Origin of the sequence: Rhodococcus sp. NPDC127593 (genome assembly GCF_042671975.1) — a bacterium.
GTDB lineage: Bacteria > Actinomycetota > Actinomycetes > Mycobacteriales > Mycobacteriaceae > Rhodococcus_F.
In genome coordinates this window covers 75,382-102,250 of record NZ_JBHXWI010000004.1, presented here as the reverse complement: position 1 = coordinate 102,250, position 26,869 = coordinate 75,382, and the positions used below count along the sequence as shown (strand labels likewise).

Below are 26,869 nucleotides of genomic sequence, written 5' to 3'. Positions count from 1 at the left end.
AGTCAATCGATATGGGACGTTTCGACGGAAAGACCGCCATCGTCACCGGCGCCGCGCAGGGCATCGGCGAGGGCTACGCGCGCGCCCTCGCCCGCGAGGGCGCCAACGTGGTGGTGGCCGATCTCAATGCAGAGCTCGGTGAGACCGTGGCCAAGCAGATCAGCGCGGACGGCGGAACTGCGGTGTTCAAGGACGTCGACGTCGCCGACGAGGATTCGGCGAAGCAACTCGCCGAGTTCACGGTCGAGAAGTTCGGCGGCATCGACCATCTCGTGAACAACGCCGCGATCTACGGCGGTATGAAGCTCGATCTCCTCATCACCGTGCCGTGGGACTACTACAAGAAGTTCATGGCCGTGAACTTCGACGGCGCCCTCAACGTGACCCGGGCCGTGTGGCCGCACATGAACAGCGGCGGTGGCGGCTCCATCGTCAACCAGTCGTCCACGGCCGCCTGGCTGTACTCCGGCTTCTACGGCCTCGCGAAGGTCGGGATCAACGGCCTCACCCAGCAACTCGCCCACGAGGTGGGCGGCATGAACATCCGGGTCAACGCCATCGCGCCCGGACCGATCGACACCGAAGCCACCCGTACCGTCACGCCGGGAAATATGGTGGCAGACATGGTCAAGACGTTGCCGCTGAAGCGGATGGGCACCCCCGACGACCTCGTCGGCGCCTGCCTGTTCCTGTTGTCCGACGAGGCGAGCTGGATTACCGGGCAGATCTTCAACGTCGACGGCGGACAGATCTTCCGCTCTTAGCGGCTCCCGTGTGTGGCGGCTGGGATTCCTAGCTCAGACTGCACCAGCGACCACCCCGAAGGAGGGGTTGTGCAAGTGACCGACGTCGTCAACGCTAGTGTGGCCCCGTTCTGCCACAGCCAGTATCACTCCGCCTGCGCACCGGGGCGCAGACGATAGTTGTAGCGCACGGTCTCGACCATCGCTCAAATCCAGCGAAAGGCACCGACAAGTGAGTCCCACAATTTTCCACCCACACCTCCGCGCGAACGAAGCCGGTGGACTTTCAGCAGGTCGACGATGACCACGACCGAGCAGGTATCCGTCGGCTACATCGGCCTCGGCAACATGGGTGCGCCGATGGCCAAGCGGCTGCTGAACCGGCCCGGCGGACTCATCGTGTGCGACACCCGTCCGGAGGCGCTGGAACCGTTCGGCAAGGCGGGCGCGAGGGTGACGTCGAGTCCACGGGAGGTGGCGGAGAACGCGGACGTCATCTCCGTGACCGTGCTGAACGACGAGCAGGTGCGCGCGGTCGTCACACAGATCCTCGACACCGCGCGGCCGGGCACCGTCGTGGCAGTGCACTCCACCATCAGCGACCTCACCGCCGTCGAACTCGCCGACCGCTGCCGCGCACAGGGCGTCGACCTGATCGACGCACCCGTCAGCGGCGGCGCACCCGGCGCGCACAAGGGGAAGCTGGCGGTGATGGTCGGGGCGAGCGACGACGCGTTCGAGAAAGTGCGGGAGCCGTTCGGGCACTGGGCCGAACTCGTCGTCCACGCCGGAGACGTGGGCGCGGGTACGCGGATGAAGCTGGCCCGCAACCTGCTGCACTTCGTCTCGTTCACGGCTGCCGCCGAGGCGCAGCGGCTCGCCGAGGCCGCCGGTCTCGACATCACCGAACTCGGAAAGGTGGTGCGGCACACCGACGCGATCACCGGTGGCGCCGGCGCGATCATGCTCCGCGACACCACCGACGCTCTCGACGAGAACGACAACTGGTACCCGATCATGACTCACGTCCGGGACCTCGGGGAGAAGGACCTGTCGCTGGCGATCGGGCTCGGCGAACGACTCGACGTCGCGCTGCCGCTCGCCCGACTCGCGCTCACGGGTCTGGGTCCGGGGCTCGGCGTCGACAGCACCGTGGACAAGATCGTGGACAAGGAGGAGCAACCATGACCGACGACACCCGCACCCGTGGCCTGGCCATGATGGAGAAGGTCTACGGGTTCGAGATGCAGGACGGACCCGGCGCACATTTCGCCGTCACCGCCGACCATCTGTTCGCCGACATCTGGTCGCGGCCCGGGCTGAGCATCCGCGACCGCCGGCTTCTCCTCCTCGGTGCGCTCACCGCGCAGGGACTCGTCGACGTCGCCGAGATCCAGGTGGGGGCGGCCCTGCACAACGAGGAACTGGACGAGGACCAACTCCGGGAGATCGCCCTGTTCCTGTGCCATTACGTGGGCTGGCCGTTGGGGACGAAACTCGACTCGATGATCGGTGGGGTGCTACACAAGCGGAAGAAAGCGGCCAGAGCGGCCGCCCCGGATGCAGAGGCCACATGAGCACCGAACACCTGACACCTGAGCTTCTCCGACTCGCCGACTCCACCCCCGGCTTCATGCCGGAGGACGAGGGGACGGCCCTGCACGCGGCCGCGTTGCAGTACCTGATCCCCGGCGGGGTGGGCGTCGAGATCGGCACGTACTGCGGTCGCTCGACGATCTACCTCGGAGCGGCGGCGAAGGCGCGGGGCGCCCGCATCGTCACGATCGATCACCATCACGGTTCCGAGGAACATCAGCCCGGCTGGGAGTATCACGAACCGGCGTTCGTCGACCCGCACACCGGTCTGCTCGACACGGTCGGCCGGTTCCGGCACACGATGGCCGACTCGGAACTCGAGGAGTACGTCGTGGGTGTGCTGGGCCGGTCGTCGACGGTGGCAACGTTCTGGCGCACTCCCGTGAACTTCGTGTTCATCGACGGCGGCCACACGTCGGAAGCGGCGTCGGCGGATCTCGAGGGGTGGGCGCCGTGGGTGAACGTCGGCGGCGCCCTGGTGATCCACGACGTGTTCCCGGACCCGGCGGACGGCGGTCGACCGCCGTTCGAGATCTACGAACGGGCGCTGGCGACAGGACAATTCAAGGAGACGTCCGTCACCGGGTCACTGCGTGTTCTCGAGCGGGTGGGCGGTCAGACGGGCGAACCGCTGGCCTGACAGTAGTCGCCGCACCGGTCGAGGCCGATCGGTAGTCCCACGGGCAGCGCCGCGTCCCGGAAGATTCCGTGTCCGGGCGTGGTGCGGGACAGCGCGTCCGCGGCGAGGATCATCGCCCCGCCCGTCCACGTGGTCTGCTCGACCGGCCACCGTTTGCCGTCGCTGTACACGAGGCCCGTCCAGTACGAGCCGTCCGGATCCCGCAGGTGCTGCATGGCGGCGAACTGCGCCAGCGCGCGGCTGTGCTCCCCCATCGCATCGAGGGCCAGTACCAATTCACACGTTTCGGCGCCCGTCACCCACGGCCGATGGTCCACGCAGCGGATGCCGAGTCCCTCGACCACGAAGTCGTCCCACCGCGACGCGATGCGGTCCGACGCGACCTCACCGCGGACGGCGCCCCCGAGGATCGGGTAGTACCAGTCCATGGAGTATTCGTCCTTGATGGCGAACGCCTCCGGGTGCTGCCTGATCGCGTGGCCCAGCGTGTATTTCGCGAACTCCCATTCCGGCTGCGGATCGTCGACCAGCCGGGCGAGGAGCAGCCCGCAGTGCAGGCTGTGATGAATGCTGGAGTTCCCCGTCAGCAGCGCCTCGGGGCAGTCCTGCCCGTTCTCACCGCGGGCCCACCAGATTTCGCCGCTCGACGACTGCATGTCGACGACGAAGTCGAGACCGCCCTGCACGGACGGCCACAGAGCGTCGACGAAATTCCGGTCACCGGTGATCAGGTAGTGGTGCCACACCCCCACCGCGAGGTAGGCGCAGAAATTGCTGTCGGAATCGTGATTCTCCACGACCCCGTCGCGGAACTTCGTCGGCCACGAACCGTCCGGTCGTTGCGTGCGCCGCGACCACGCGTACGCGCCCTCCGCCTCCCCGATCAGTCCGGCGGCGGTGAGGGCCATGGCGGATTCGACGTGATCCCACGGGTCGGTGTGCCCGCCGGGAAACCACGGCAGCGCCCCCGACGACTCCTGCGCTGCCGCGATCGACCGTGCTGTCTGCCTGACCTGGCTCTCCGACAGCACGTTCGGCACCGACGGGACGCCGGCGGCTCTCACCGCGGCGCCTTCACCACGCTCGGTTCCCTCGGCTTCTCGAGGTAGAACACGACGCTCTTGCCGACCACGGGGTTGAGGACCTTCTCGGCGGTCCGCGTGAGCCAGGGGGCTTTCATCATGTCCCACACCAGAACCTGGTGGTAGGCCTTCGCGAGCGGGTTGTCGTTGTTCTCCACCCCGACCGCGCACTTGAGCCACCAGTACGGCGAATGCAGGGCGTGGGCGTGATCCCGGCCCCGGACCTCCAGCCCGGCGGCCGTCAGCTTCTCCGCCAGTTCGTCGGCGCGGTAGATGCGGACGTGGCCACCCTCCACCTCGTGGTACGCGTCGGACAGCGCCCAGCAGATCTTCTCCGGCAGCCACCGCGGAACCGTCACCGCCGCAACACCACCCGGCTTGAGGATGCGGGTCAGCTCGGCGATGGCCCGGCCGTCGCGGGGCACGTGTTCGAGGACCTCGGAGATGAGGACGACGTCGAACGTCGCATCCTCGTACGGCAGATTCAGGGCGTTGCCGACCTCGACCCGAGCCGACGCGCCCGCCGGGACCTCACCGACCTCGGCCATCGCCACGAACATCTTTTCGACGTCCGCGAGTTCGTCGGCGTTCTGGTCGAAGGCGATGACGTCGGCGCCGCGTCGATACAGCTCGAACGAGTGCCGTCCGGCGCCCGCCCCGATGTCGATCACCTTGTCGCCGGGCTTCACACCCAGCCGGTCGAAGTCCACGGTCAGCACGGTCGGCCTCCTTCACGGGTCTGCGCTATCGCTTCGGCATAGGTCTGCGCGGTTCTCGCGGCCACGGCGGCCCAGCTGTAGCGCTCGAGCACGCGTCGACGGCCACCGTCGCCGAGCCTGGCCCGGCGCTGCGGATCGTCGAGCAACGCGCCCAGCACGTCCGCGAGTTCCTGTGGGTCACCGGGCGTCACCAGCACACATGCCTCCTCGTCCGTTCCCACGACCTCGGGAATGGCGCCGGCTCGGCTCGCCACCAGCGGGGTGCCGCACGCCATCGCCTCAACGGCGGGCAGCGAGAAACCCTCGTACAGCGACGGGACGCACGCGACGTCGGCCGACGCCAGCAGCGACGCCAGCTCGGCGTCGTCGATACCCGACACCGTCCGGACGACGTCGCCGATGGCCAGCTCCTCGATGAGCTTCTCCGTCACTCCCCCCCGTGCGAGCTTGGTGACCAGCACCAGTTCGACGACTCGCTCGGTGTGCACCTTCGCGACCGCCTCGAGAAGCGTCGACACCCCCTTGAGGGGCATGTCGGCGCTGGCGACGCACACGACGCGACCCGGGATCCGCGCGGCGGCCGGGGGCCGGAACACCTCGGTATCCACGCCCAGCGGGATGGTCTGCAGGTTCCCGGCGGGAACGTCGAAGGCCGCGCTGATGTCGTCGGCAGAGGACTGCGACACCGTCAACAGCGTGGGGATGGCACGCGCCACGCGCTTCTGCATGCGCAGGAATCCGTACCAGCGTCGGACCGTCACCTTGCGCCACCACTTCGCCGACGCCAGGTCCAGCTCGCGGTCGCGGGTGATCGGATGATGAATGGTGGCGACGACGGGGAGTCCGGCCTTCTGGAGTTGCAGCAGCCCGTAGCCGAGGCACTGGTTGTCGTGCACCACGTCGAACTCGTCGGCGCGCTCCTTCAGCAGTCGCGCGGCGCGGAGGCTGAACGTGAGCGGTTCCGGGAAACCGGCCGTCCACATGGTCGCGACCTCGAGCACGTCGACGCCGTCGCGGAACTCGCGTGGGTGCGGCGTTCTGAACGGATCCGGCTCGCGATACAGGTCGAGGCTGGGGACCTTCGTCAGCGTCACCCGCGGGTCGACGTCCGGGTACGGCTGCCCCGAGAACACCTCGACCTGATGGCCCAGTTCGACCAGCTCACGGCTGAGATGGCGTACGTACACACCCTGCCCACCACAGTGGGGCTTGCTTCGATACGACAAGAGTGCGATGCGCACGGACTTCGGCCTCTCCTCGAGCAGTTGGCAAGCAATACTAGAACACGTTCTTACTCGAGTGTGCCCTCATCCCATCCAACCGCACTCACTCACCCCACCGCGGTCGACTCGCGCAATCCCTCGAGTTTTCCGGACAGACGCCCGAGGTACGCCAGGACGTCCTCCTCGCTGCGGTCGGGCAGTCCGTACACGACTTCGGTGACGCCGAGATCCTTCCACCGCCGCAACTTGTCCACGTCCGGCTTGCCGTCGAGCACGACGATCCGCGGTTCGCCATCCCTGCCCGCCTCACGCCACATCCGTCGTAGCGTGGCGACGCGGTCGTCGATGTCCTGCTCGATCGGAGTGGTCATCCACCCGTCGGCCGATTTCACGATCCACCGGAAGTTCTTGTCGTTGCCGGCGGCGCCGACGATCACGGGAGGTACCCGGGCCGGCTTGGGCCACGCCCAGCTCGGACCGAAGCTCACGAACTCGCCGTCGTAGGACGCCTCGTCCTGCGTCCACAGCGCACGCATCGCCTCGAGGTATTCGCGCAGCATCGTCCGGCGCCGTCCGGGCGGGACGTTGTGATCGGTGAGCTCGTCCAGGTTCCATCCGTACCCCACGCCGAGGATCACCCGCCCGCCGCTGAGATGGTCGAGCGAGGCGATCGTCTTGGCCAGCGTGATCGGGTCGTGCTCGACCGGCAGCGCCACCGACGTCCCCAGTTCGATCCGCTCCGTGACCGCCGACGCCGAGGCCAGCGCCACCCACGGGTCGAGGGTGCGCATGTAGCGATCGTCGGGCAGCGACGCGTCGCCCGTCTGAGGATGCGCCGCATCGCGTTTCACCGGAATGTGCGTGTGCTCGGGCACGTAGAACGAGTCGAATCCGTTGGCCTCTGCACCCCTCGCAGCCGAGGCCGGCCCGATCCCGCGGTCACTCGTAAACAACGTAATGCCGAATTTCACGAATTCTCCTTGGCCGAGAGCCTTTTCCTTCTTGCACACTAACTACTGGACACCTGTTTAGCCACCTCTCCATGTGAGTGGCGAAGCGTGCCCCGGCACACTTCGCCACTCACATGCTCAGGCGCCGTAGACCGGGACCGGGGTTTCGGCCTTGGCGAGCAGGTCGGAAACGACGGGTCCGATCTCCTTCGGTTCCCAGCGCGCGCCCTTGTCCTGGGTGGGGCCGTGCCGCCAACCCTCGGCGACGGTGATCTTGCCGCCCTCGACCTCGAAAACGCGTCCGGTGACGTCCTTCGAGTCCGTGCTGCCCAGCCACACCACAAGCGGGGAGATGTTCTCCGGCGCCATCGCGTCGAACCCCTCCTCGGGCGCGGCCATCGCCTCCGCCATCGCGCCGCCCGCGCCGACCGTCATCCGGGTGCGGGCGGCCGGAGCGATCGCGTTGACGGTGACGCCGTAGTTCCTCAATTCCGCGGCCGCCTGAATGGTCATCTCCGCGATACCCGCCTTCGCGGCGGCGTAATTGCCCTGCCCGATCGAACCCTGCAGTCCGGCACCGGAACTGGTGTTGACGATCCGAGCGTCCACCGGATTGCCCGCCTTCGCCTCGGCCCGCCAGTACGCGGCGGCGTGCCGCAGCGTACTGAAATGCCCCTTCAGATGCACCCGCACGACGGCGTCCCACTCCTGCTCGCTCATCCCGACGAGCATGCGGTCGCGCAGGAACCCGGCATTGTTGACCAGCACGTCCAGCCGTCCGAACGTGTCGATGGCGGTGTTGATCAGATGCTCGGCGCCGGCCCAGTCCGCGACGTCGTCGCCGTTGACGACGGCCTCACCACCCGCGGCGACGATCTCCGCGACCACCTGCTCGGCTGGACTCTCCCCGGTGGCGGAACCGTCGATGCCGGCTCCGATGTCGTTGACCACGACCTTCGCGCCCTCGGCGGCGAACGCCAGCGCATGCGCGCGTCCGATTCCGCGTCCGGCGCCCGTCACGATGACGACGCGACCGTCGACCACTCCACTCATGCCTTCTCCTCTGTAGATGCTGTAGCTGCCGCCAGGAAGGCGGGACGTTCTCCGCCGCCGTGGACGGTCAGTGTCGAACCGCTGACGTACGCCGCCAGCGGTGAAGCCAAAAACACGGCGCAGTTGCCGATGTCCTCCGGGCACGCCATCCGGCCCAGCGGGACCGTCGCCCCGACCGCCGCGATCCCCGCCTCGTCTCCGTAGTGCAGATGCGCCAGTTCGGTGCGGACCAGGCCGACGACCACCGAGTTGACCCGCACCTTGGGCGCCCACTCGACCGCGAGACTGCCGGTGAGACTGTCGACGCCCGCCTTCGCCGCACCGTACGCCGCGGTGCCGGGCGACGGCCGCGATCCGCTGACGCTGGAGATGTTCACGATCGCGCCGCCCGAATCCTGCTTCTGCATCACCGCATTCGCGATCTGCGACACCACGAGCGGCGCGAGCAGGTTCAGCTCGACGATCTTGGAGTGGAACTTCGGGCTCGCCTCCGCGGCGAGCGCGAAGGGCGCCCCGCCGGCATTGTTGACCAGCACATCGAGCCGGCCGTGCCGCTCGACGATCCGATCGACGAGACCCTGTACCTGCTCCGGATCGCGGATGTCGCAGGGCAGGAATTCGATGCCCCGGCCGTCCACCTCCACCGGTTCCTCCCCCGGCCGGCGGGCGCAGACCACCACCGTCGCGCCCGCCCGCAGGAAGGTGCGGCTGATGCCCGCACCCACCCCGCGCACACCACCGGTCACCAGCACGACCGCTCCGTCCAGATTGAAACGCGTTTCCATCGTGCTACCCTACCAAGCAATTGCTTGGTGAGTGAAGTTGTGCGGATGACGAGGGAGAAGAACAGTGGGAATTCGGAGTGCTAGCGAACCGGGGGGCATCACCACAGTCACCGTCGACTACCCGCCCGTGAACGCCATCCCGTCCCGGGGCTGGTTCGAGTTGGCCGACGCCATCCTCGACGCAGGGCGGAACCCGGACACCCACGTGGTGATCCTGCGAGCGGAGGGACGCGGGTTCAACGCCGGCGTCGACATCAAGGAAATGCAGGCCACCGACGGTTACGGCGCGCTGGTCGACGCCAACCGCGGCTGCGCGGCCGCGTTCGCCGCGGTCTACGACTGCGCCGTGCCCGTAGTGGTTGCGGTCAACGGATTCTGCGTCGGCGGCGGCATCGGCCTGGTCGGGAACGCCGACGTGATCGTCGCGTCCGACGACGCCGTCTTCGGACTGCCCGAGGTCGACCGCGGCGCACTCGGCGCCGCCACCCACCTCGCCCGGCTCGTCCCCCAGCACATGATGCGCACTCTGTACTACACGGCGCAGAACGTCACCGCCCAGCAACTCCAGCACTTCGGATCCGTGTACGAGGTGGTGCCGCGGGAGAAACTGGACGACACCGCCCACGACATCGCCGCCAAGATCGCGGCCAAGGACACCCGGGTCATCCGGTGCGCCAAGGAAGCCATCAACGGCATCGATCCCGTCGACGTGAAGACCAGTTACCGCCTCGAGCAGGGCTACACGTTCGAACTCAACCTGGCCGGCGTCTCGGACGAGCACCGCGACGAGTTCGTCGAAACCGGAAAGCCCCGCTCCAACTCGAACAACAGGAAAGGCTGACATCGATGGCGAGCAAGCGCGACAAGAGGATGTCGCTCGACGACGCGGTCGGGGAACTGCGCAGCGGAATGACCATCGGCATCGGCGGCTGGGGTTCGCGCCGCAAGCCGATGGCGCTGGTCCGGGCGCTGCTCCGCTCGGATGTCACCGACCTCACCGTCGTCACCTACGGCGGCCCCGACCTGGGGTTGCTGTGCTCGGCGGGCAAGGTCAAGAAGGCGTACTACGGTTTCGTGTCCCTGGATTCGGCCCCGTTCTACGACCCGTGGTTCGCGAAGGCGCGCACCGCGGGTGAGATCGAGGTCCGCGAAATGGACGAGGGCATGGTCAAGTGCGGCCTCGAGGCCGCCGCCGCCCGGCTGCCGTTCCTGCCGATCCGTGCCGGGCTCGGCTCCGACGTCCGGGGTTTCTGGGGCGACGAACTGCGCACCGTCACCTCCCCCTACCCGGACGCGTCCGGCAGATCGGAGACGCTGATCGCGATGCCCGCCCTGAATCTCGATGCCGCACTGGTCCATCTGAACCTCGGCGACAAGCACGGCAACGCCGCCTACACCGGAGTCGACCCCTACTTCGACGACCTGTACTGCGCGGCCGCCGAGAAGCGGTTCGTCTCCGTCGAGCGGGTGGTGGAGACCGAGGAACTGGTGAAAACCGTTCCACTGCAGAATCTCATCCTCAACCGCATGATGGTGGACGGCGTGGTGGAGGCCCCGAACGGCGCCCACTTCACCCTCGCCGGAGACAGCTACGGCCGCGACGAGAAGTTCCAGCGCCACTACGCCGAAGCGGCGAAGACCCCCGAGTCGTGGCAGCAGTTCGTCGCCACCTACCTGTCCGGCAGCGAGGACGACTACCAGGCCGCCGTGAAGAAATTTGCAGAGGAGCAGGCATGAGTGAGACGATCACCGAAGTCACCCGCGCGGAGTACTGCGCGATCGCGTGCGCCGAAATCTTCTCCGGGGCAGGCGAGATCATGGCCAGCCCGATGGCGACCCTGCCCCTGATCGGCGCCCGGCTCGCGCGACTGACCACCGAACCCGACCTGCTGATCACCGACGGCGAGGCCCTGATCTTCGCGGACACCCCCGCCGTCGGCGCGAAGGCCCCGATCGAGGGCTGGATGCCGTTCCGGAAGGTGTTCGACGTCGTCGCCTCGGGCCGGCGCCACGTGGTGATGGGCGCCAACCAGATCGACCGGCACGGCAACCAGAACCTCTCGGCGTTCGGTGCGCTGCAGCAGCCGACGCGTCAGATGTTCGGCGTCCGCGGTGCGCCCGGCAACACGATCAACCACCCCACCAGCTACTGGGTGGGCAAGCACTCGGCGCGGGTGTTCTGCGACAAGGTCGACATCGTCTCGGGCGTCGGCTACGACCAGATCGACCCGGAGAACCCCGCATACCGCTTCCACCACCTGCACCGGGTGGTGAGCAACCTCGGGGTGTTCGACTTCGGCGGTCCCGACCACACGTTCCGAGCGCTGTCGCTGCACCCCGGCGTCACCGCCGAACAGGTCGCCGGGAACACCTCGTTCGAGGTGGCAGGGCTGGCCGACGCCGGCGTGACCCGCGAACCCACCGACGAAGAACTGCGGCTGATCCGCGAGGTCCTCGACCCCCGCAGCCTGCGCGACCGGGAGGTGTCGGTATGAGCAGCCTCAGAACAGCGCTGACCGAGCTGGTCGGTGTCCAGCACCCGGTGGTCCAGACCGGGATGGGCTGGGTGGCCGGACCGCGGCTCGTCGCCGGCACCGCCAACGCCGGCGGTCTCGGCATCCTGGCGTCGGCGACGATGACGTACGCAGAACTCGAAGCGGCGATCGCGAAGACGAAGACCCTCACCGACAAACCGTTCGGGGTGAACATCCGCGCCGACGCGTCCGACGCCCCGCAACGCATCGACCTGCTCATCCGGGAGAACGTGCGCGTCGCGTCGTTCGCGCTGGCACCGAAGCAGGACCTGATCGCGAAGCTGAAAGCCGCCGGGGTGGTGGTCATTCCGTCGATCGGTGCCGCCAAACACGCCAAGAAGGTGGCGTCGTGGGGCGCCGACGCGGTGATCGTGCAGGGCGGCGAGGGCGGCGGGCACACCGGCCCGGTGGCCACCACACTGCTGCTGCCGTCGGTGCTCGACGCCGTCGACATTCCCGTCGTCGCGGCGGGCGGCTTCTACGACGGACGCGGACTCGCCGCCGCCCTCGCCTACGGCGCCGCCGGCGTCGCGATGGGCACCCGCTTCCTGCTCACCCAGGAATCGACGGTCCCCGACTCCGTCAAACAGGAATACCTCGCCCGGGGACTGCAGGACACCACCGTCTCCCGCAAGGTCGACGGCATGCCCCACCGGGTCCTCAACACCGACCTCGTCAACAGTCTCGAACATTCCGGCAACGTGCGCGGCCTGGTCGCGGCCGCCCGCAACGCGTCGAAGTTCAAGGCCATGACCGGCATGAAATGGTCGACGCTCGTCAAGGACGGCTTCGCCATGAAGAAGTCCAGCGACCGCACCTGGCAGCAGATCATCATGGCAGCCAACACCCCGATGCTGCTCAAGGCCGGGCTCGTCGAAGGCAACACCCACGCCGGCGTCCTCGCCTCCGGGCAGGTCGTGGGACTGCTCGACGACCTGCCGACGTGCAAGGACCTCATCGACGGCATCGTCGCCGACGCGATCAAACGCATCGACGCACTCGGCGCCCTGCGCGTCTGAACCAACGGGACGCTCGTTCGATCTGACGCAACGAGCGTCCCGTTCGTCAGGCTAGGAGCTGGCGGCGGCCTTCGCCGCGCTCAGCTGGATGACGCGGCCTTCGCCGCGCTCAGCTGGATGACGCGGCCTTCGCCGCGATGCGCGCCCGGACCTCCGGCCGCCGCAGCGGGGGCACCGTCTGCGGCGGCTGCTTCCGCGGCGGCAGTGCCGCGAGCAGCTTCGTGGTGGCCTCGGTGACAACGGCTACCGCCTCCTCGAAGGGCTCGCGGTTGGCGTCCGTCAGCTTCTGGATTCCGCTGACCTTCCGGACGTACTGACGCGCCGCCGCCTCGATCTCCTCCGCGGTGGCCGCCGGTTCGAGTCCGCGCAGCTCGGTGATGTTTCGGCACATGACTCGACGATAGCGCCGCCCCGCCCTCCGCGCGGCTCCTCGGCGCTGGGCGAATGTACCTTTCGGCGCACCCGAGGCGCTCGAAGGTACATTCGCCCGGCGCGTATCAGCTGCGGGCGGGCTCCAGCGCGTCGTCGTCCGCGGGCACGGCGTCCGCCTCGACGTCCGGGAGCGGGGTGCGGGATCGCGCGGCCACGACTGCCGCGCCGAGCAGGACCAGCGCGATGAGGCACTGCGAGCTTCCGATCACCTCACGCACGGCCGCCTCCACCCAGCCGGACGACGAGGACTGCAGGACGAAGTTCGGGCCGATCAGGAAGATCAGGGTGGCGGCGCCGATCAGGGGTCGCCAGCTGCGGTACTGCGGTGCGATCAGGATCGGAATCAACAGGATGCTGTATGCCCAGTGATGGGTGACGGCGAACGGCGCGGCGAGCAGGGATGCCAGGGCCACGATCGACAGCGCGATCAGGTGCTCACCGGACCGGGTGAAGCGATACGCCGACCACGCCGCCGCGGATACGATGACGGCCGCGCTGAGCACCCACAGGACGCTGGCCAGCCGGCCCTCCGCCCCGAGCCGCGCGATGACGCCGGTCACGGCCTGGTTGCGGAAGAAGTCGGGCGCGCCCGCACGGCCGGTGGCGAAGAACTCGCTGGTCCAGAACCACACCGACGACTGCGGCAGGAGCCAGAAGCCGAGGCCGACGGTGACCAGGATCGTGGCGAGGGATCGTCCGAACGAGCGGAAGTCGCGGCGGACGAGCAGGACCAGGAGGAAGGCTGCCGGGGTGATCTTGACCGCCGCGGCGAGGCCGATCGCGACTCCGCGGAACCTCCTCGGGATCACACCGGTGCAGTCGGCGACCACGAGCGCCATCAGAATGATGTTGATCTGACCGAAGTCGAAGTTCGAGCGCATCGGCTCGAGGAGAAGCACCGGCCCCATCGACAGCAGAGCGAGAAGTTCGGGGCGTGCGACGTCGAGCTTCGACAGCGCCACCTTGACCATCCACCACACGAGCCCGAGGTTGAGGGCGCACCACAGCGCCTGCAGGACCGCGGGGTCGATCTCCGCCATCGGCGCGAAGAGGATCGCCGCGAAGGGTGCGTAGATGAACCTGAACCCGGAACTGCTCGGGAAGTCCGCGGAGTAGAGCGGCAGCCCATTGACGACGGCGTAGCCGGCGTCGCGGAACACGGAGAGGTCCATCAGGTAGCCCGTCGCCGCATCGAACTCTCGGTAGGCCACCGCCCCCAGGGAAAGGACGCCCACGAGGAGCGCGACGGCGTGGAGACGATAAGCCCTGAACTTCGATTCACTCTGTAACAAGAATTTGTTCTTTCATGATCGGCGTCGTGGTCAACCATCCACCGTAGCGGGCCGTGACCCAATCGTGACAAAGGCGAGGTCGCGGTGTCCGAACCGCGCATTTCGTCATAGTTTATTTAGACCGATATATTTCGACTATGCCCGCACGCGCCCTCGACAATCCCCTCGTCCTGCCGGTGCTCGGCCTGCTCCTCGAATCGCCGATGCACCCGTACCAGCTGGAGGCCACGCTGCGCGAGCGCAGCGAGGAGGGCCAGTGGCCGCTCAACCGCGGCTCGCTGAACAATGTGGTCGCGGCTCTCGCCGCGGAGGGCTGGATCGAGGAACACGAACGTGCGCAACGGGAAGGGCGGCCCGCCCGCACCGTCTTTGCCCTCACCGACACCGGGCACGCGGAACTCGTGAACCGACTCGACCTCCAGATCCGCAGTGCCGCACGAGAGTTCTCACCGTTTTTCGCGGCGATCAGCTACCTCGGTGCACTGGGACGCGAGGGCGCCGTCGACGCACTCACCGATCGCGCCGAACGACTCACCGCGAGAATCGAATCCGACCAGGCACGGCTCACCCGAGCGCTCGACGACGGAGTGCCTGCGCTGTTCGTCGTCGAAGCGGACTACGCACTCCACGCGGCGCGGGGCGAACTCTCCTGGATCGCGTCGACGATCTCCGACATCCACGCAGGCCGCCTCACCTGGCCCGCCCCGCAGACAGCTACCCCGGTCAGCCCGTCCCGAACGTCCCTTCGAGCCGATTCCGCGACCCTGGATGGACGAGACGCGCGGCACTGACGAGCCCCCGCGAGGACCACGTGCGGCGCCGGATCATCAGGCACGGTTCGGCGCGCTCGATGTGGAGGAGCCTGCATTCCTCGGGTGACGCGAGGACCGCTTCGACGACGTGCTCGCCCCTCGTCAGGGGAGCCTCCACGCTCAGATAGTGATTGGGAGTCTGCTGGGTGAAGTCCTGATCGAGGTACCCGGGCGCCTCGGCGGGATTGACGAACCGGTCTTCGAGCTGGATCGGTGTGTCGTCCTCGTAGTGGATCATCAGCGAGTGGAACACCTTGCCGCGGATCGAATCCCGGATGAAGGCGTTCGCCGGATCGGCGTCTTCCTCCCGCACGTACACCACTTCGGTGCGGTGGCGGTGTCCGCGTTGCTGGATCTCGTCCGCGATGTTCTTGACCTCGAACAGGGGCGACGCCGTTTTCGTGGCCGCCACGAACGTCCCCACACCCATCAGGCGCACCACGAGACCCTCGGCGCTGAGTTCGCGCAGCGCGCGGTTGATGGTCATGCGGGACAGGCCCAGAGCGCCCACGAGCTGATTCTCCGAGGGCAACTGATCGCCCTCCTGCCAGCGGCCGGCATTGATCTGCGACACGATCAGCTGCTTGACGCGTTCGTACGCCGGGGCCGACTCCGTCCCCGGTCCGTTGTACAACGCGGCAAGCTCCGCGTCGACTACTGCGATCTCCACCACTGACACCCATCCCTCTGCAACACCGATGAACTTCCCGTGCAGTCGGCCGTTGCAGTCTATCGGCCGACTGCACGGGTAAGCCCTCATCGCGCGGTGCGCCCCGTGTCACCTCACCATGCTGCGCAGTTGCCTGGTCGCGACGGAGAGTGCGGCCAGGTCGTGTTCCCCCGATTCGGTGACGGCGTCGAGCGTGTGTCGGGCGCGCGCCAGCCGGGCGGCGTTGCGGTCCTCCCACTCGCCGATCTTCTGTTCCGCAGTGTCGACCGCTTCACTGCCCGAGATCACGTCGAGGCACAGTGCCCGGACCGTGTCGTACAACTCGTCGCGCAACGACAACCGGGCCAGCGCGTTCCACCTGGTTCCCCGTCCCAGCTGCGAGACACCCACCAGGAGGTGCACCAACCCGAGGCACTCGCCGAGCCGGTAGTACACCTCGGCCACCTCGCGGGGATCGCGCTGGGTGATGTCGGCGATCTCGACGATGTCCAGCAGCGCGAACCGATCCAGGAGCAGTTGCACCCGCCCGGCCAGGTCCGCGGGGACACCGCGGGCCACCAGCGCGGCCGTGCGGCTCCGCAGATTCTCCGCGTCCTCACCGCAGAGCCAGCCCGCGACGTGTGGTGTCAGGTCCGCGACGCGGTCACGGAATCGGCTGATCTCCGCCCCGACCGCGAGCGGCTGGGGCCTGCGGGTCAGCATCCATCGCGACGCCCGGTCGAGCAGCCGCCGGGTGAACAGCGTGAGGTCGTCCGAGAGCGCGGCGTCGAGGTCGGCGTCCCGGATGTCGCGCCGAAGCGACGGCAGGCCGAACACGGCCGACACGACCGCGAAGGCCCGCACGGCGTCGGCGCTGCTCGCCCCGGCCTCCTCCCCCAGCCGGAAGGCGTAGGTGATGCCGCCGTTGTCGACGACGTCGTTGGTGAGGACCGTCGCGACGATCTCCCGCCGCAGCGGATGGTCGCCGATGGCGTCGCCGAAGCACTCACGGAGCCGGTGCGGGAAGTACCCGGCGAGGGCGTCCGAGAATGCCGGGCTGTCGGGCAGGTCGCCGGCCAGCAGGTCCGACTTCAGCGCCAGCTTGACGTGCGCCATGAGGGTCGCGAGTTCCGGCGAGGTGAGTCCGGTCTCCGCGCGCTCCCGGACGGAGACCTCCTTCCGGGACGGCAGCACCTCGATGGCACGGTCCAGACCGTAGCGGCCCTCCAGATGGCCGATGAGCCGTCCGTGCACCGTGAGGGACGCGGCGGCGTCGGCCCGGCTCGTGCCCAGCACGTCGTTCTGGGCGACGTTGTCGGAGAGCACGAGACGCGACACCTCCCCGGACATCTCGGCGAGCAGGCCCGCACGGTCGTCCGCGGCGAGACGGCCGCCGCTGACCAGGGCGTCGAGCAGGACCTTGATGTTGACCTCGTGGTCGGAGCAGTCCACGCCCGCCGAGTTGTCGAGAGCGTCCGTGTTGATTCGCCCTCCGGAGCGGGAGAATTCGATGCGTCCCAGCTGGGTCAAGCCGAGGTTGCCGCCCTCACCGACCACCCGGGCCCGGACGTCGGCACCGTCGACGCGGACGCCGTCGTTGCCCTTGTCTCCCACGTCCAGGTGGGTTTCGGTGCCCGACTTCACGTATGTCCCGATGCCGCCGTTCCACAGCAGGTCCACCGGCGCCCGCAGGATGGCGCGGACCAGGTCGGGCGGGGACAGTTCGGTGGTCCCGGGACTCAGTCCGAGCGCGCGCCGCGCCTCCTCGCTGATCGGAACACTCTTCCTCGACCGTTCCCACACTCCGCCGCCGGCGCTGATCAGGCCGGGCGCATAGTCCGCCCACGACGACCTCGGCAGCGCGAACAGCCGTTCCCGCTCCGCGAAGGACGTGGCCGCGTCGGGATTCGGGTCGAGGAACACATGCCGGTGATCGAACGCGGCGACGAGCCGGATGTGCGGGCTCGCGAGCATTCCGTTGCCGAACACGTCGCCGCTCATGTCGCCGATCCCGACGGCCGTGAACTCCTGCGACTGGGTGTCGACACCCATCTCCCGGAAGTGCCGCTTCACGCTCTCCCACGCGCCCCGGGCGGTGATGCCGAGCGCCTTGTGGTCGTACCCGACGGATCCGCCCGACGCGAATGCGTCACCCAGCCAGAACCCGTACTGCGTCGCAACGTCATTGGCGATGTCGGAGAACGTCGCGGTGCCCTTGTCCGCGGCGACGACGAGGTACGTGTCGTCGCCGTCGTGCCGCACCACCCGCGGCGCCGGGATCACGGCACCGGTCGCTAGGTCCACGTTGTCGGTGACGTCCAGCAGTCCGCTGATGAAGCTGCGGTAGCAGCGAACACCCTCGGCGCGTTGGGCGTCCCGATCGCGCAGCGGGTCGCCGGTGGGAGCGGGCGGGCGCGCGACGACGAACCCGCCCTTCGCGCCGACGGGCACGATCACCGAGTTCTTGACCGCCTGCGCCTTCACGAGGCCGAGCACCTCGGTGCGGAAGTCCTCCTTGCGGTCGGACCACCGCAGCCCTCCGCGCGCCACGGCGCCGAACCGCATGTGCACGCCCTCGACCCACGGCGAGTAGACGTAGATCTCGAAGCGGGGCCGCGGCTGCGGCAGTTCCGGGATCCGCTGCGGATCGAATTTGAACGCCAGGACCTGACGTTCCCGGCCCGGGCGGGCGTAGCGGTTGGTGCGCAGCGTCGCCAGGACCACGTTCAGGTAGGCGCGCAGGATGCGGTCGGCGTCGAGGCCGAGGACGTCGCCGATCGCCGTTTCCAGCGACGCGATCAGTTCGCCGCACTCCGCCGTGCCGTCCGGATCGAACCTCGCGGCGAACAGCCGGATCAGTGCCTGCGAGATCTCCGGATGATCACCGAGGACCGTCGCGATGTGGTTCTGGCTGTACGGGAATCCGCCCTGCCGGAGGTACCGCGCGTATGCCCGCAGCACCTCCACCTCACGCCAGTCCAGGCCCGCGCGGAGTACGAGTTCGTTGAAGCTGTCCGTCTCGGCCCGGGACTCCCAGGCCGCGGCGAACGTCTCCGTGAAGCGACGCGGCAGCAGATCGCCCACCGGCCCCGGCGACGCGTAGCGGATCCCGAACTCGTACATCCAGCACACCGTTCCGCGACGGTTCGCGACCGTGTACGGGCGCTCGTCGAGGACCGCGACCCCCATGCTCTGCAGGATCGGGAGAACATCGCTGAGGGAGGCGGGTGCACCGCCGACGAAGAAGGTGAAGCGCCACTCCGCCGCGTTCGCGTCGAGCCGCGTTTCGATCGCACCGTCCGTCAGCCTCTCGAACACCGCCAGATCGGCATGGGCCCGCCGGCCGTCGAAATCGTGCTTGTACACCTCCGGGAAGTGCTCCGAATAGTGTGCGAGGAGATCACGTTCGGCTGTGTCGAGCTCGTCGTGGAACCGGTCGTCCCAGGTCCGGCAGGCCCGGGAGATCCGGCGCTGAATCTCCAGTCGCCGCGTGTCCGTCACCTCGGTGTCCGCCGGGACCCGCATTGTGAAATGCACCATCGCCAGCGGGTACTCGGACACGTTCGTGGTGTATTCGACTGCGGTGCCGCCCAGTTCGTCCAGCAGGACGCGCTGCGTCGCCAGGCGCGTGCGCGTGTTGTACCGATCGCGGGGAATGAACACCAGCGCCGACATGCTGTCGCCCGGGACGTCCGTGCGCAGGAAGAGGTGAATCTGCTCGCGCGCGGTGATGCCGGCGACCTCGGTGAGGGCCGAATGCAGCGAGTCCGGGCTCGCCGCGAACAACTCGGTCAGCGGCAGCGCCTGCACGACCTGCAGCACGGCCTGCCCGGAGAAGGACTCGATGTCGAAACCGGCACGGTCGAGCAGGGCCCGCACCCGGCGTCCCGCACCCGGAATGTCCAGGACGTTCTCGTGCCTGCCCGCTGGGGTGAACGCGCCGACGAAGCGGTGCTCCACTCCTCCCGCCCGGACTCCGACCACCGACGGGTACGACGAACGGTGCACGGACACCGGAAGCGCCGCCTGCCCGATCGCCAGGACGGGTCCGGATTCCGTGGCCGGCGCACGATCGCCCTCCCGGTCGTGGAGCACGCCGAGACTCTCCTCGGGTGTGCCGTCGTCGCCGTAGCGCGCGTACCCGAGGACGGTGAAGTTGCCTGCTTCGCACCAGCGCAGGAAATCGGCGGCCTCCCGGAGCTCTTCGGATAGCGAGTCCTGCCCGGTCTGCGAGTCGAGTTGTTTGGAGACCTGAATCTGCAGTTCGCGCATGCGCGACAGATCCCGGTCCACCCGGCGCACGTCGGCGAGGACGGTGTTCAACGCCTCGACCAATGCGGCGACGACGGTGCCCGGCGTGTCGGAGCGCAGACCCACGTGGATCCACGACTCCGCCGTCCCCGAGTCGGTGGCAGGCAGAAGGTCGGTGAGGGTGCCCGACTCCGAGCGACGGGCGACAAGGACCGGATGCAGTGCCTCCTCGATCGGGGCGCCGACCCTGGCCGCGGTCAGGAGTACCGATTCGACGAGCAGGGCCATGTCGTCGGTGATGATCTGCACCGCCGGCCCGATCCCGCTGGGGTCTGCGGCGTCGATTCCGCGCACCACCGCGGTCCCGGAGTTTCGGTTCGACCCGGTCTCGAGATGCGCGTTCGCGATGCGATCACGCGCCTGCGGATCTGCGCCGTCGGCGGAGGGATGGCCGGCGGTGCGGAGGTAGAGGTCGCGGAAGCGATCGGGCGCTTCCGGAGCGGAAAACTGCTGTTCATCGTCCTCGAGCGAATGTGAGGACGTCGAAATTACTCTCATGTCAGTACCTTCCGTCGGAAGCATCGACACTTCCGACTGGTGCAGTGGCGGGCCGGCACGCCTCTCGGCTGGGTCCTTGGAGAACGCTTGACAGGGGGTTGTCTATACAGGACTATACATCTAAGGCGATAAAAAACGTGAGTCAGAGCACACTGGATTCAGGACATGGGACAGAGCACCCGGGACCGACCCAGCTGCCGGACTCGTCACAGAGAGACATCAGGCCAATGACACACGAGGGACCTCCCGAGATCAGCCTCGCGCCGGAGCGTCGCACCATCGACGTCGTCCCGGACGACGAGCGCCACGGATCTCCACGCAGCCAGTTCACGCTCTGGTTCGGCGCCAACATGCAGATCACCGCGATCGTCGACGGCGCCCTCGCGGTCGTCTTCGGCGCCGACGCCCTGTGGGCCATCGTGGGTCTGCTGATCGGCAATGTCTTCGGCGGTGCCGTGATGGCGCTGCACTCCGCCCAGGGACCGCGCCTCGGCCTGCCCCAGATGATCTCGAGCCGGGCCCAGTTCGGTGTTCTGGGCGCCGTGCTCCCGCTGGTCCTCGTCGTCCTGATGTACCTCGGTTTCGCCGCGACCGGCAGCGTCCTCGCAGGTCAGGCCGTGAACGAGATCCTCCACATCGACAGCCCGACGGTCGGCATCCTCATCTTCGGCGCGATGACCGCGTTCGTGGCGGTGACCGGCTACAAACTCATCCACGTGGTCGGCAAGATCGCGACGGTCGTGGGCATCGTCGGATTCAGCTACCTTGCGATCCGCTTGTTCGCCGAGTACGACGTGGCCGCGTTCGTCGGGAACAAGGGTTTCGACATCGTCACGTTCCTCCTCGCGATCTCGCTCGGTGCCGGCTGGCAGCTGACGTTCGGACCGTACGTCGCGGACTACTCCCGCTACCTCCCGCGCTCGACCAGCGAGCGGACGACGTTCTGGTCGACGTTCGCGGGCAGCGTGATCGGCTCGCAGTGGTCGATGACGCTGGGCGCACTCGTCGCCGCCGTGGCCGGGGATGCCTTCCTCAGCGACCAGGTCGGCTTCATCGGCGAACTCGCCGGACCCGCCGCGATCGCCCTGATGATCTACCTGGTGATCCTGGTCGGGAAGCTCACCGTCAACTGCCTCAACGCCTACGGCGGATTCATGTCGATCCTCACCACGGTGACCGCCTTCAACGGACAGTCGCGTATCTCGTCCCGGGCCCGCAGCCTGTACATCATCGGTTTCGTCGCCGTGTCGATGCTGATCGCGATCGGTGCCAGCGCAGACTTCCTCAACAATTTCAAGAACTTCGTCCTCGTGCTGCTGATGGTCTTCACCCCCTGGAGCGCCATCAACCTGATCGACTACTACCTCATCTCCAAGGAGCGCGTGGACATCCCGGCGCTGTACGACCCGGCGGGCCGCTACGGCCGCTGGAACAAGACGGCGATGACCTGTTACGCCGTCGGCGTTCTCGCGCAGATCCCGTTCCTCGCCCAGAAGCTCTACACCGGACCCGTCACGGAAATGCTGGGCGGCGCGGACATCTCGTGGATCGTAGGCATCGTCTTCACGGCCGCCATCTACTACCCGCTCGCGCGGCGCAGCAGCAACCCACCCCCTTCGATGATCTATCCGGCCAATACCGCGATGGCGGATTCGCGACTGTGAATCACGCTGACACCCAGACTCTTCCCACTCTCTCGTTCGACCATCAAGGAGTACACGACATGACCACCACGACGCCTACGGTTTCCGGACCCCGCCACGTGTCGGCGCCCCGCGGCACCGAACTGACGACACTCGGCTGGCAGCAAGAAGGCGCCCTGCGCATGCTGATGAACAACCTCGACCCCGAGGTCGCCGAGCATCCCGACTCCCTCGTCGTCTACGGCGGCACCGGCAAGGCCGCGCGCAGCTGGGAGGCGTTCGACGCGATGGTCCGGACGTTGAAGACCCTGAAGTCCGACGAGACGATGCTGGTGCAGTCCGGAAAGCCGGTCGGCGTGTTCCGCACCAGCGAATGGGCTCCCCGCGTCCTCCTCGCGAACTCGAACCTGGTGGGCGACTGGGCCAACTGGGAGGAGTTCCGCAAGCTCGACGCCCTCGGCCTGATCATGTACGGGCAGATGACTGCCGGGTCGTGGATCTACATCGGCACCCAGGGCATCCTGCAGGGAACGTACGAGACGTTCGGCGCGGTTGGCCGGAAGCGCTTCGGCGGCTCGCTCGCCGGCACCATCACGCTGACTGCGGGACTCGGCGGCATGGGCGGCGCCCAGCCCCTCGCCGTGACGATGAACGACGGCGTCGCGATCTGCGTCGACTGCGACGTCACCCGCATCGACCGCCGGATCGCGCACAAGTACCTCGACACCAAGGCCACCGACATCCACGACGCCCTGCGTCTCGCGATCGAGGCCCGCGACGCGAAGCGCCCACTGTCTATCGGCCTCGAAGGCAACGCCGCGGAGATCTTCCCCGAACTGCTCGCCATGAACGCCCCCATCGACATCGTCACCGACCAGACGTCGGCGCACGACCCGCTGTCGTACCTGCCGCTCGGGATCGATTTCGCCGACATGAAGGCGATGGCCGACAAGGACCCGGCGAAGTTCACCGAGGACTCCCGCGCGTCGATGGCACGGCACGTCGCCGCGATGGTCGGCTTCCTCGACAAGGGCGCCGAGGTGTTCGACTACGGCAACTCCATCCGTGACGAGGCCCGCAAGGCCGGCTACTACCGCGCGTTCGACTTTCCCGGATTCGTGCCCGCCTACATCCGTCCGCTGTTCGAGGAGGGCCTCGGCCCGTTCCGCTGGGCCGCGCTGTCGGGCGATCCGAAGGACATCGCCGCCACCGACAAGGCGATCCTCGAACTGTTCCCCGAGAACGAGCACCTGAAGCGCTGGATCACGATGGCGGGCGAGAAAGTGGCGTTCGAGGGTCTGCCCGCACGCATCTGCTGGCTCGGCTACGGCGAACGGCACAAGGCCGGCCTGAAGTTCAACGAAATGGTGGCGTCCGGCGAGCTGTCCGCGCCCGTCGCCATCGGCCGCGACCACCTCGATTCCGGATCCGTGGCCTCCCCGTACCGCGAGACCGAGTCGATGCTCGACGGCTCCGACGCGATCGCCGACTGGCCGCTGCTCAACGCACTCGTCAACACCGCGTCGGGAGCGTCGTGGGTGTCCATCCACCAGGGCGGCGGCGTCGGCATGGGACGGTCCATCCACGCCGGTCAGGTGTGCATCGCAGACGGCACCGACCTGGCCGCCGAGAAGCTGGAGCGGGTCCTGACCAACGATCCCGGCATGGGTGTCATCCGGCACGTCGACGCCGGATACGACCACGCGATCGATGTCGCCAAGGAGCGCGGCGTGCGCGTGCCGATGTCCGAAGGATGACCGCAGGCCCGAGCGACCGTATTTTCGAACCACTGGAAGGAACAGCAGTGACAGCGAACACCTCCCGCTCCACAGTGCTGACCGGCATCGGCACCCTGGTGACCAACGACCCGACAGTGGGGGAAGGTCCGCTCGGGCTGATCCGCGACGCCGCCGTCGTCTTCGACGGCGGCGTGGTGGCCTGGGTCGGCAGCGCCGCCTCGGCGCCGGCCGGGGATATCGGGCACGATCTCGACGGCCGGGCGGTGCTGCCTGGCTTCGTGGAGAGCCACTCGCACCTCGTGTTCGGCGGGGAGCGCGCGGAGGAATTCGCGGCGCGCATGGCGGGCCAGCCGTACGCGGCGGGTGGCATCCGCAACACGATCGAGGCGACACGGAACGCGACCGACGAGGAACTCGAGGCGAACACGCGGCGACTGCTGGACGAGTCCCTGCGGTCGGGCAGCACCACCGTGGAGTGCAAGACCGGGTACGGGCAGACGGTCGCGCACGAACTGCGCAGCACGAAGATCGCGGCGTCCCTCACCGACGAGGTGACGCTGCTCGCCGCTCACGTTCCGCCGCCGGAATACGCGGGGCGGGCCGACGACTACGTCGCCATGGTGTGCTCGGAGATGATCGATGCCTGTGCACCGCAGGCGAAATGGATCGACGTGTTCTGTGAGACCGGCGCGTTCGACCGCGATCAGGCACACGCCGTTCTCACTGCCGGGATGGCGAAGGGGCTCATCCCCCGCGTCCACGGCAACCAGCTCCGTGAGGGCCCCGGAGTCCAGCTCGCTGTCGAACTGGGGGCCGCGTCCGTCGACCACGTCTGCTACACCACGCAGGCCGACATCGACGCGCTCGCGCAGAGTTCGACGGTGGCCACTCTCCTGCCCGGCGCGGATTTCTCGACCCGGAACAAGTACCCGGACGCCCGGGCCCTGCTCGACGCGGGTGTCACGGTGGCGCTCGGTGCCGATTGCAACCCCGGCACCAGCTACACCACCAGCCTGCCGTTCTGCATCGCGATCGCGGTGCGGGACATGCACATGACCCCGGACGAAGCCATCTGGGCGGCGACCGCGGGCGGTGCCCGCGCGCTGCAACGTGCCGACGTCGGGGTCCTGCGTCCCGGAGCGCGGGCCGACGCCCTCGCCCTGGACGCGCCGTCGTACCTACACTTGGCCTACCGGCCCGGCGTCCCCCTGGTCAGCGATGTGTGGCGGGGCGGTGAACTCGCCTGGTCCGCGCACACCGGTCACGAGAAAGCGAGGGCCCTGCGATGATGGAGAACCTGCTGATTCCCCCACCCCCCTGGATCGGCAGAGTGGACGGCACGTCGAGTCACCACCTCCGCTGGCACCAGGCGGTGACGCCTCTTCACGACGGCTCCGAGCCCGGCGCCTGCGTGCTCGTCGGCTTCTCGAGCGACGAGGGCGTCGAGCGGAACAAGGGACGCCGCGGGGCGGCCCGCGGCCCGGACGCGCTGCGGGGCGCGCTGTCGTCGATGGCGCTCGCCGAGCCGCTCCGCGTGTACGACGCCGGCACCGTCGCGGTCACCGACAATCGTCTCGAAGCCGGGCAGGAGGCGCTCGGCGCCGTGGTCGCAGCGACTCTCGACGCCGGCCAGTTCCCGTTGGTCCTCGGCGGCGGCCACGAGGTGGCCTTCGGGACGTACCTCGGTCTGGCGCAGGCATCGGTCCGGACCCCGGCCAGACGGATCGGGGTCCTGAACCTGGACGCCCACTTCGACCTGCGGTCCGATCCGGTCCCGAGTTCGGGCACCCCGTTCCGGCAGATCCTCGAGCGGGAGCATGCAGCGGGCACCACCCTGCAGTACTCCGTGCTCGGCATCAGCCAGCCGAGCAACACCACCGCACTGTTCGACACCGCACGCGGGTACGGGGTCCGGTACCTCCTGGACGACGACTGCTCGGTCTCCGACCGGCACCGGGTGGCCGTCTTCGTCAGCGAGTTCCTGTCGGACGTCGATCTCGTCTACCTCACCATCGACCTCGACGTCCTTCCCGCCGCGGTCGCACCGGGAGTGAGCGCTCCCGCCGCGTACGGTGTTCCGGCGGAGACGATCCAATTCGTGTGCGATGCGGTCGCCGCCAGCGGAAAACTCGCGGTGTGCGATGTGGCCGAGCTCAATCCGTCGTTCGACGTCGACAACCGCACTGCCCGTACCGCCGCCCGGTTGATCCATCGGATCGTCACGAAACGCATTCCGATCGCGGGCTGAGGTCACCCGGGGAGCGTCCGCTCAGCCCTCCGGCAGCACTGCGCGCAGACGGGTGACGAACGCGGCGGGGTCGTGGGCGAAGCCGATGTGGTCGCCGGGGAACAGGGTGGGCTCGACGCCCAGTTCGGTGGCGAGCGCCCGCGATGTTCGGTCGCAGAGTTGGCCACCCGACTCCTCGCCGATACCAACCACGACGCGGGTGGGCGCCGAGCGCAGGGCGGTGATGTCGGGGCACCAGCGGGTGGTCGGTCGCAGCATGTGCGCGTGCTGGAAGTAGTCGTCCGCTTCGGTCCGCGCATCCCGTTCGCCCGCGAACATCTGCTGGAACGCCTCCTCGGGCAGGTGGATGTTCGCCAGAGCCAGGAACTTCCTCCACGCCCCCACGACGTCCCCGGCGAGGTGGGTGTCGATGATCTCGTCGGTTTTTACACGCAGCTGCTCACGGTCGTCGAGCAATTCGTCCAGCGGCGGCTCGTGGGCGATCACGGTGTGGACCAGCTCGGGATGCGCGTGCACGAGCGCGAGCGCGCTGACGGCGCCGCCGCTGGAGCCGAACACCACGGCAGGGCCTGCATCGAGGTGCATCAGGAGCCGGGCGAGGTCGTCGGCGCGCATCTCGGGGGTCGAATCCCGGTCGCGATCGTCGACCGGGCTGCGGTGGATGCCCCGCGGATCCGTCGTAAGCACGGTGTATTCGGATGAGAGCAGATCGGCCGCGGGCGCGAAGGAGTCGGCGTCCATCGGGGCGCCGACGAGCACCACAACGGGGCCCGTGCCCCGTACCTCGTAGTACAGCCTGGCACCGGGGACGTCGAGGGTCCGGGCATGGGCGGTGGCGGTCGATGTGGGTTTCATCGAGTTCTCCTCGTTCGGGGCGGTGATTCTCGGTCACAGGTAGGAC

At 68.1% G+C, this 26,869-nt stretch carries 24 protein-coding genes; 13 read left to right on the top strand and 11 right to left on the bottom strand.

Going from position 1 to position 26,869, the window contains the following annotated elements; all coding sequences use genetic code 11:
• The first annotated feature begins 11 nt into the window (after window positions 1-11).
• The 4 genes from ACFVJ3_RS04750 to ACFVJ3_RS04735 all read left to right on the top strand — a co-directional run bounded on the left by ACFVJ3_RS04750 (window position 12) and on the right by ACFVJ3_RS04735 (window position 2,979).
• On the top strand, window positions 12-764 hold the full coding sequence (locus ACFVJ3_RS04750; RefSeq protein ID WP_007300909.1) for an SDR family oxidoreductase: 753 nt from the start codon (window positions 12-14) through the stop codon (window positions 762-764).
• A 180-nt stretch (window positions 765-944) separates the two neighbouring features.
• Window positions 945-1,931 carry an NAD(P)-dependent oxidoreductase gene (locus ACFVJ3_RS04745; protein WP_378451094.1) on the top strand — a complete coding sequence of 329 codons (987 nt, stop codon included), beginning with the start codon at window positions 945-947 and terminating at the stop codon, window positions 1,929-1,931.
• Window positions 1,928-2,320, top strand: coding sequence for a carboxymuconolactone decarboxylase family protein (locus ACFVJ3_RS04740; protein ID WP_005244588.1), 393 nt, complete (start codon window positions 1,928-1,930; stop codon window positions 2,318-2,320). Before ACFVJ3_RS04745 ends, ACFVJ3_RS04740 begins: the two co-directional genes overlap by 4 nt.
• Window positions 2,317-2,979, top strand: a complete 663-nt coding sequence (locus tag ACFVJ3_RS04735) for a class I SAM-dependent methyltransferase (protein WP_378450964.1) — start codon at window positions 2,317-2,319, stop codon at window positions 2,977-2,979. Before ACFVJ3_RS04740 ends, ACFVJ3_RS04735 begins: the two co-directional genes overlap by 4 nt.
• On the opposite strand, the gene ACFVJ3_RS04730 is transcribed toward ACFVJ3_RS04735, so the two are convergent.
• The 6 genes from ACFVJ3_RS04730 to ACFVJ3_RS04705 all read right to left on the bottom strand — a co-directional run bounded on the left by ACFVJ3_RS04730 (window position 2,955) and on the right by ACFVJ3_RS04705 (window position 8,791).
• Window positions 2,955-4,043 (bottom strand): prenyltransferase, encoded by a 1,089-nt coding sequence (locus ACFVJ3_RS04730; protein ID WP_378450963.1) that lies wholly within the window; start codon window positions 4,041-4,043, stop codon window positions 2,955-2,957. The two genes, ACFVJ3_RS04735 and ACFVJ3_RS04730, sit on opposite strands and share 25 nt — an antisense overlap.
• Window positions 4,040-4,780, bottom strand: coding sequence for a class I SAM-dependent methyltransferase (locus ACFVJ3_RS04725; RefSeq protein WP_378450962.1), 741 nt, complete (start codon window positions 4,778-4,780; stop codon window positions 4,040-4,042). Before ACFVJ3_RS04725 ends, ACFVJ3_RS04730 begins: the two co-directional genes overlap by 4 nt.
• Window positions 4,774-6,021, bottom strand: coding sequence for a glycosyltransferase family 4 protein (locus tag ACFVJ3_RS04720; RefSeq protein ID WP_378450961.1), 1,248 nt, complete (start codon window positions 6,019-6,021; stop codon window positions 4,774-4,776). Before ACFVJ3_RS04720 ends, ACFVJ3_RS04725 begins: the two co-directional genes overlap by 7 nt.
• An 89-nt stretch (window positions 6,022-6,110) precedes the next feature.
• Window positions 6,111-6,974, bottom strand: a complete 864-nt coding sequence (locus ACFVJ3_RS04715) for an LLM class F420-dependent oxidoreductase (RefSeq protein ID WP_378450960.1) — start codon at window positions 6,972-6,974, stop codon at window positions 6,111-6,113.
• A 117-nt stretch (window positions 6,975-7,091) separates the two neighbouring features.
• A complete protein-coding gene (locus tag ACFVJ3_RS04710) occupies window positions 7,092-8,006 on the bottom strand; it encodes an SDR family oxidoreductase (RefSeq protein WP_378450959.1) in 915 nt (304 codons plus the stop codon).
• A complete protein-coding gene (locus ACFVJ3_RS04705; protein WP_378450958.1) occupies window positions 8,003-8,791 on the bottom strand; it encodes an SDR family oxidoreductase in 789 nt (262 codons plus the stop codon). The genes ACFVJ3_RS04710 and ACFVJ3_RS04705 overlap by 4 nt, the downstream gene beginning before the upstream one ends.
• A gap of 64 nt (window positions 8,792-8,855) precedes the next feature.
• Between ACFVJ3_RS04705 and echA20 the strand changes: the two genes are divergently transcribed.
• Genes echA20 through ipdC form a run of 4 tightly spaced genes read left to right on the top strand, consistent with a single transcriptional unit; the run spans window position 8,856 to window position 12,344 of the window.
• Entirely contained in the window at window positions 8,856-9,632 is a 777-nt protein-coding gene (gene echA20, locus ACFVJ3_RS04700; protein ID WP_378450957.1) for a (7aS)-7a-methyl-1,5-dioxo-2,3,5,6,7,7a-hexahydro-1H-indene-carboxyl-CoA hydrolase, read from the top strand.
• Window positions 9,633-9,637: 5 nt separating this feature from the next.
• The gene (gene ipdA / locus ACFVJ3_RS04695; RefSeq protein ID WP_378450956.1) at window positions 9,638-10,528 is read left to right on the top strand and encodes a cholesterol ring-cleaving hydrolase subunit IpdA; all 891 of its coding nucleotides are present in this window, start codon (window positions 9,638-9,640) and stop codon (window positions 10,526-10,528) included.
• Complete coding sequence (ipdB, locus tag ACFVJ3_RS04690) at window positions 10,525-11,286, top strand: cholesterol ring-cleaving hydrolase subunit IpdB (protein ID WP_378450955.1); 762 nt, start codon at window positions 10,525-10,527, stop codon at window positions 11,284-11,286. Before ipdA ends, ipdB begins: the two co-directional genes overlap by 4 nt.
• Window positions 11,283-12,344 (top strand): (3aS,4S,5R,7aS)-5-hydroxy-7a-methyl-1-oxo-octahydro-1H-indene-4-carboxyl-CoA dehydrogenase, encoded by a 1,062-nt coding sequence (gene ipdC / locus ACFVJ3_RS04685; protein WP_378450954.1) that lies wholly within the window; start codon window positions 11,283-11,285, stop codon window positions 12,342-12,344. The genes ipdB and ipdC overlap by 4 nt, the downstream gene beginning before the upstream one ends.
• A gap of 109 nt (window positions 12,345-12,453) precedes the next feature.
• Here the strand turns inward: ipdC and ACFVJ3_RS04680 are convergent, their stop codons facing one another.
• Together ACFVJ3_RS04680 and ACFVJ3_RS04675 are read right to left on the bottom strand one after the other, a co-directional pair.
• Window positions 12,454-12,735, bottom strand: coding sequence for a DUF2277 domain-containing protein (locus ACFVJ3_RS04680; protein ID WP_378450953.1), 282 nt, complete (start codon window positions 12,733-12,735; stop codon window positions 12,454-12,456).
• Window positions 12,736-12,841: 106 nt separating this feature from the next.
• Window positions 12,842-14,068 carry a glycosyltransferase family 87 protein gene (locus ACFVJ3_RS04675; RefSeq protein ID WP_378450952.1) on the bottom strand — a complete coding sequence of 409 codons (1,227 nt, stop codon included), beginning with the start codon at window positions 14,066-14,068 and terminating at the stop codon, window positions 12,842-12,844.
• A 137-nt stretch (window positions 14,069-14,205) separates the two neighbouring features.
• Between ACFVJ3_RS04675 and ACFVJ3_RS04670 the strand changes: the two genes are divergently transcribed.
• On the top strand, window positions 14,206-14,859 hold the full coding sequence (locus ACFVJ3_RS04670) for a helix-turn-helix transcriptional regulator (RefSeq protein WP_378450951.1): 654 nt from the start codon (window positions 14,206-14,208) through the stop codon (window positions 14,857-14,859).
• On the opposite strand, the gene hutC is transcribed toward ACFVJ3_RS04670, so the two are convergent.
• Together hutC and ACFVJ3_RS04660 are read right to left on the bottom strand one after the other, a co-directional pair.
• Window positions 14,792-15,559 carry a histidine utilization repressor gene (hutC, locus tag ACFVJ3_RS04665; RefSeq protein ID WP_378450950.1) on the bottom strand — a complete coding sequence of 256 codons (768 nt, stop codon included), beginning with the start codon at window positions 15,557-15,559 and terminating at the stop codon, window positions 14,792-14,794. The genes ACFVJ3_RS04670 and hutC overlap by 68 nt on opposite strands.
• A gap of 99 nt (window positions 15,560-15,658) precedes the next feature.
• A complete protein-coding gene (locus tag ACFVJ3_RS04660; RefSeq protein ID WP_378450949.1) occupies window positions 15,659-20,338 on the bottom strand; it encodes an NAD-glutamate dehydrogenase in 4,680 nt (1,559 codons plus the stop codon).
• Between the two features lie 227 nt (window positions 20,339-20,565).
• Here ACFVJ3_RS04660 and ACFVJ3_RS04655 point away from each other — a divergent pair, with 227 nt between their 5' ends.
• The 4 genes from ACFVJ3_RS04655 to hutG are packed head-to-tail and all read left to right on the top strand — an operon-like array spanning window position 20,566 to window position 25,968.
• Window positions 20,566-22,002: a purine-cytosine permease family protein gene (locus ACFVJ3_RS04655; RefSeq protein WP_378450948.1), complete on the top strand. Its 1,437-nt coding sequence runs from the start codon at window positions 20,566-20,568 to the stop codon at window positions 22,000-22,002.
• A gap of 59 nt (window positions 22,003-22,061) precedes the next feature.
• Window positions 22,062-23,738, top strand: a complete 1,677-nt coding sequence (gene hutU / locus ACFVJ3_RS04650) for a urocanate hydratase (RefSeq protein ID WP_378450947.1) — start codon at window positions 22,062-22,064, stop codon at window positions 23,736-23,738.
• A gap of 47 nt (window positions 23,739-23,785) precedes the next feature.
• Window positions 23,786-25,009 carry an imidazolonepropionase gene (gene hutI, locus ACFVJ3_RS04645; protein WP_378450946.1) on the top strand — a complete coding sequence of 408 codons (1,224 nt, stop codon included), beginning with the start codon at window positions 23,786-23,788 and terminating at the stop codon, window positions 25,007-25,009.
• Window positions 25,006-25,968 carry a formimidoylglutamase gene (hutG, locus tag ACFVJ3_RS04640; RefSeq protein ID WP_378450945.1) on the top strand — a complete coding sequence of 321 codons (963 nt, stop codon included), beginning with the start codon at window positions 25,006-25,008 and terminating at the stop codon, window positions 25,966-25,968. The genes hutI and hutG overlap by 4 nt, the downstream gene beginning before the upstream one ends.
• Before the next feature lie 21 nt (window positions 25,969-25,989).
• On the opposite strand, the gene ACFVJ3_RS04635 is transcribed toward hutG, so the two are convergent.
• Window positions 25,990-26,823: an alpha/beta fold hydrolase gene (locus ACFVJ3_RS04635; RefSeq protein WP_378450944.1), complete on the bottom strand. Its 834-nt coding sequence runs from the start codon at window positions 26,821-26,823 to the stop codon at window positions 25,990-25,992.
• Window positions 26,824-26,869 lie beyond the last annotated feature (46 nt).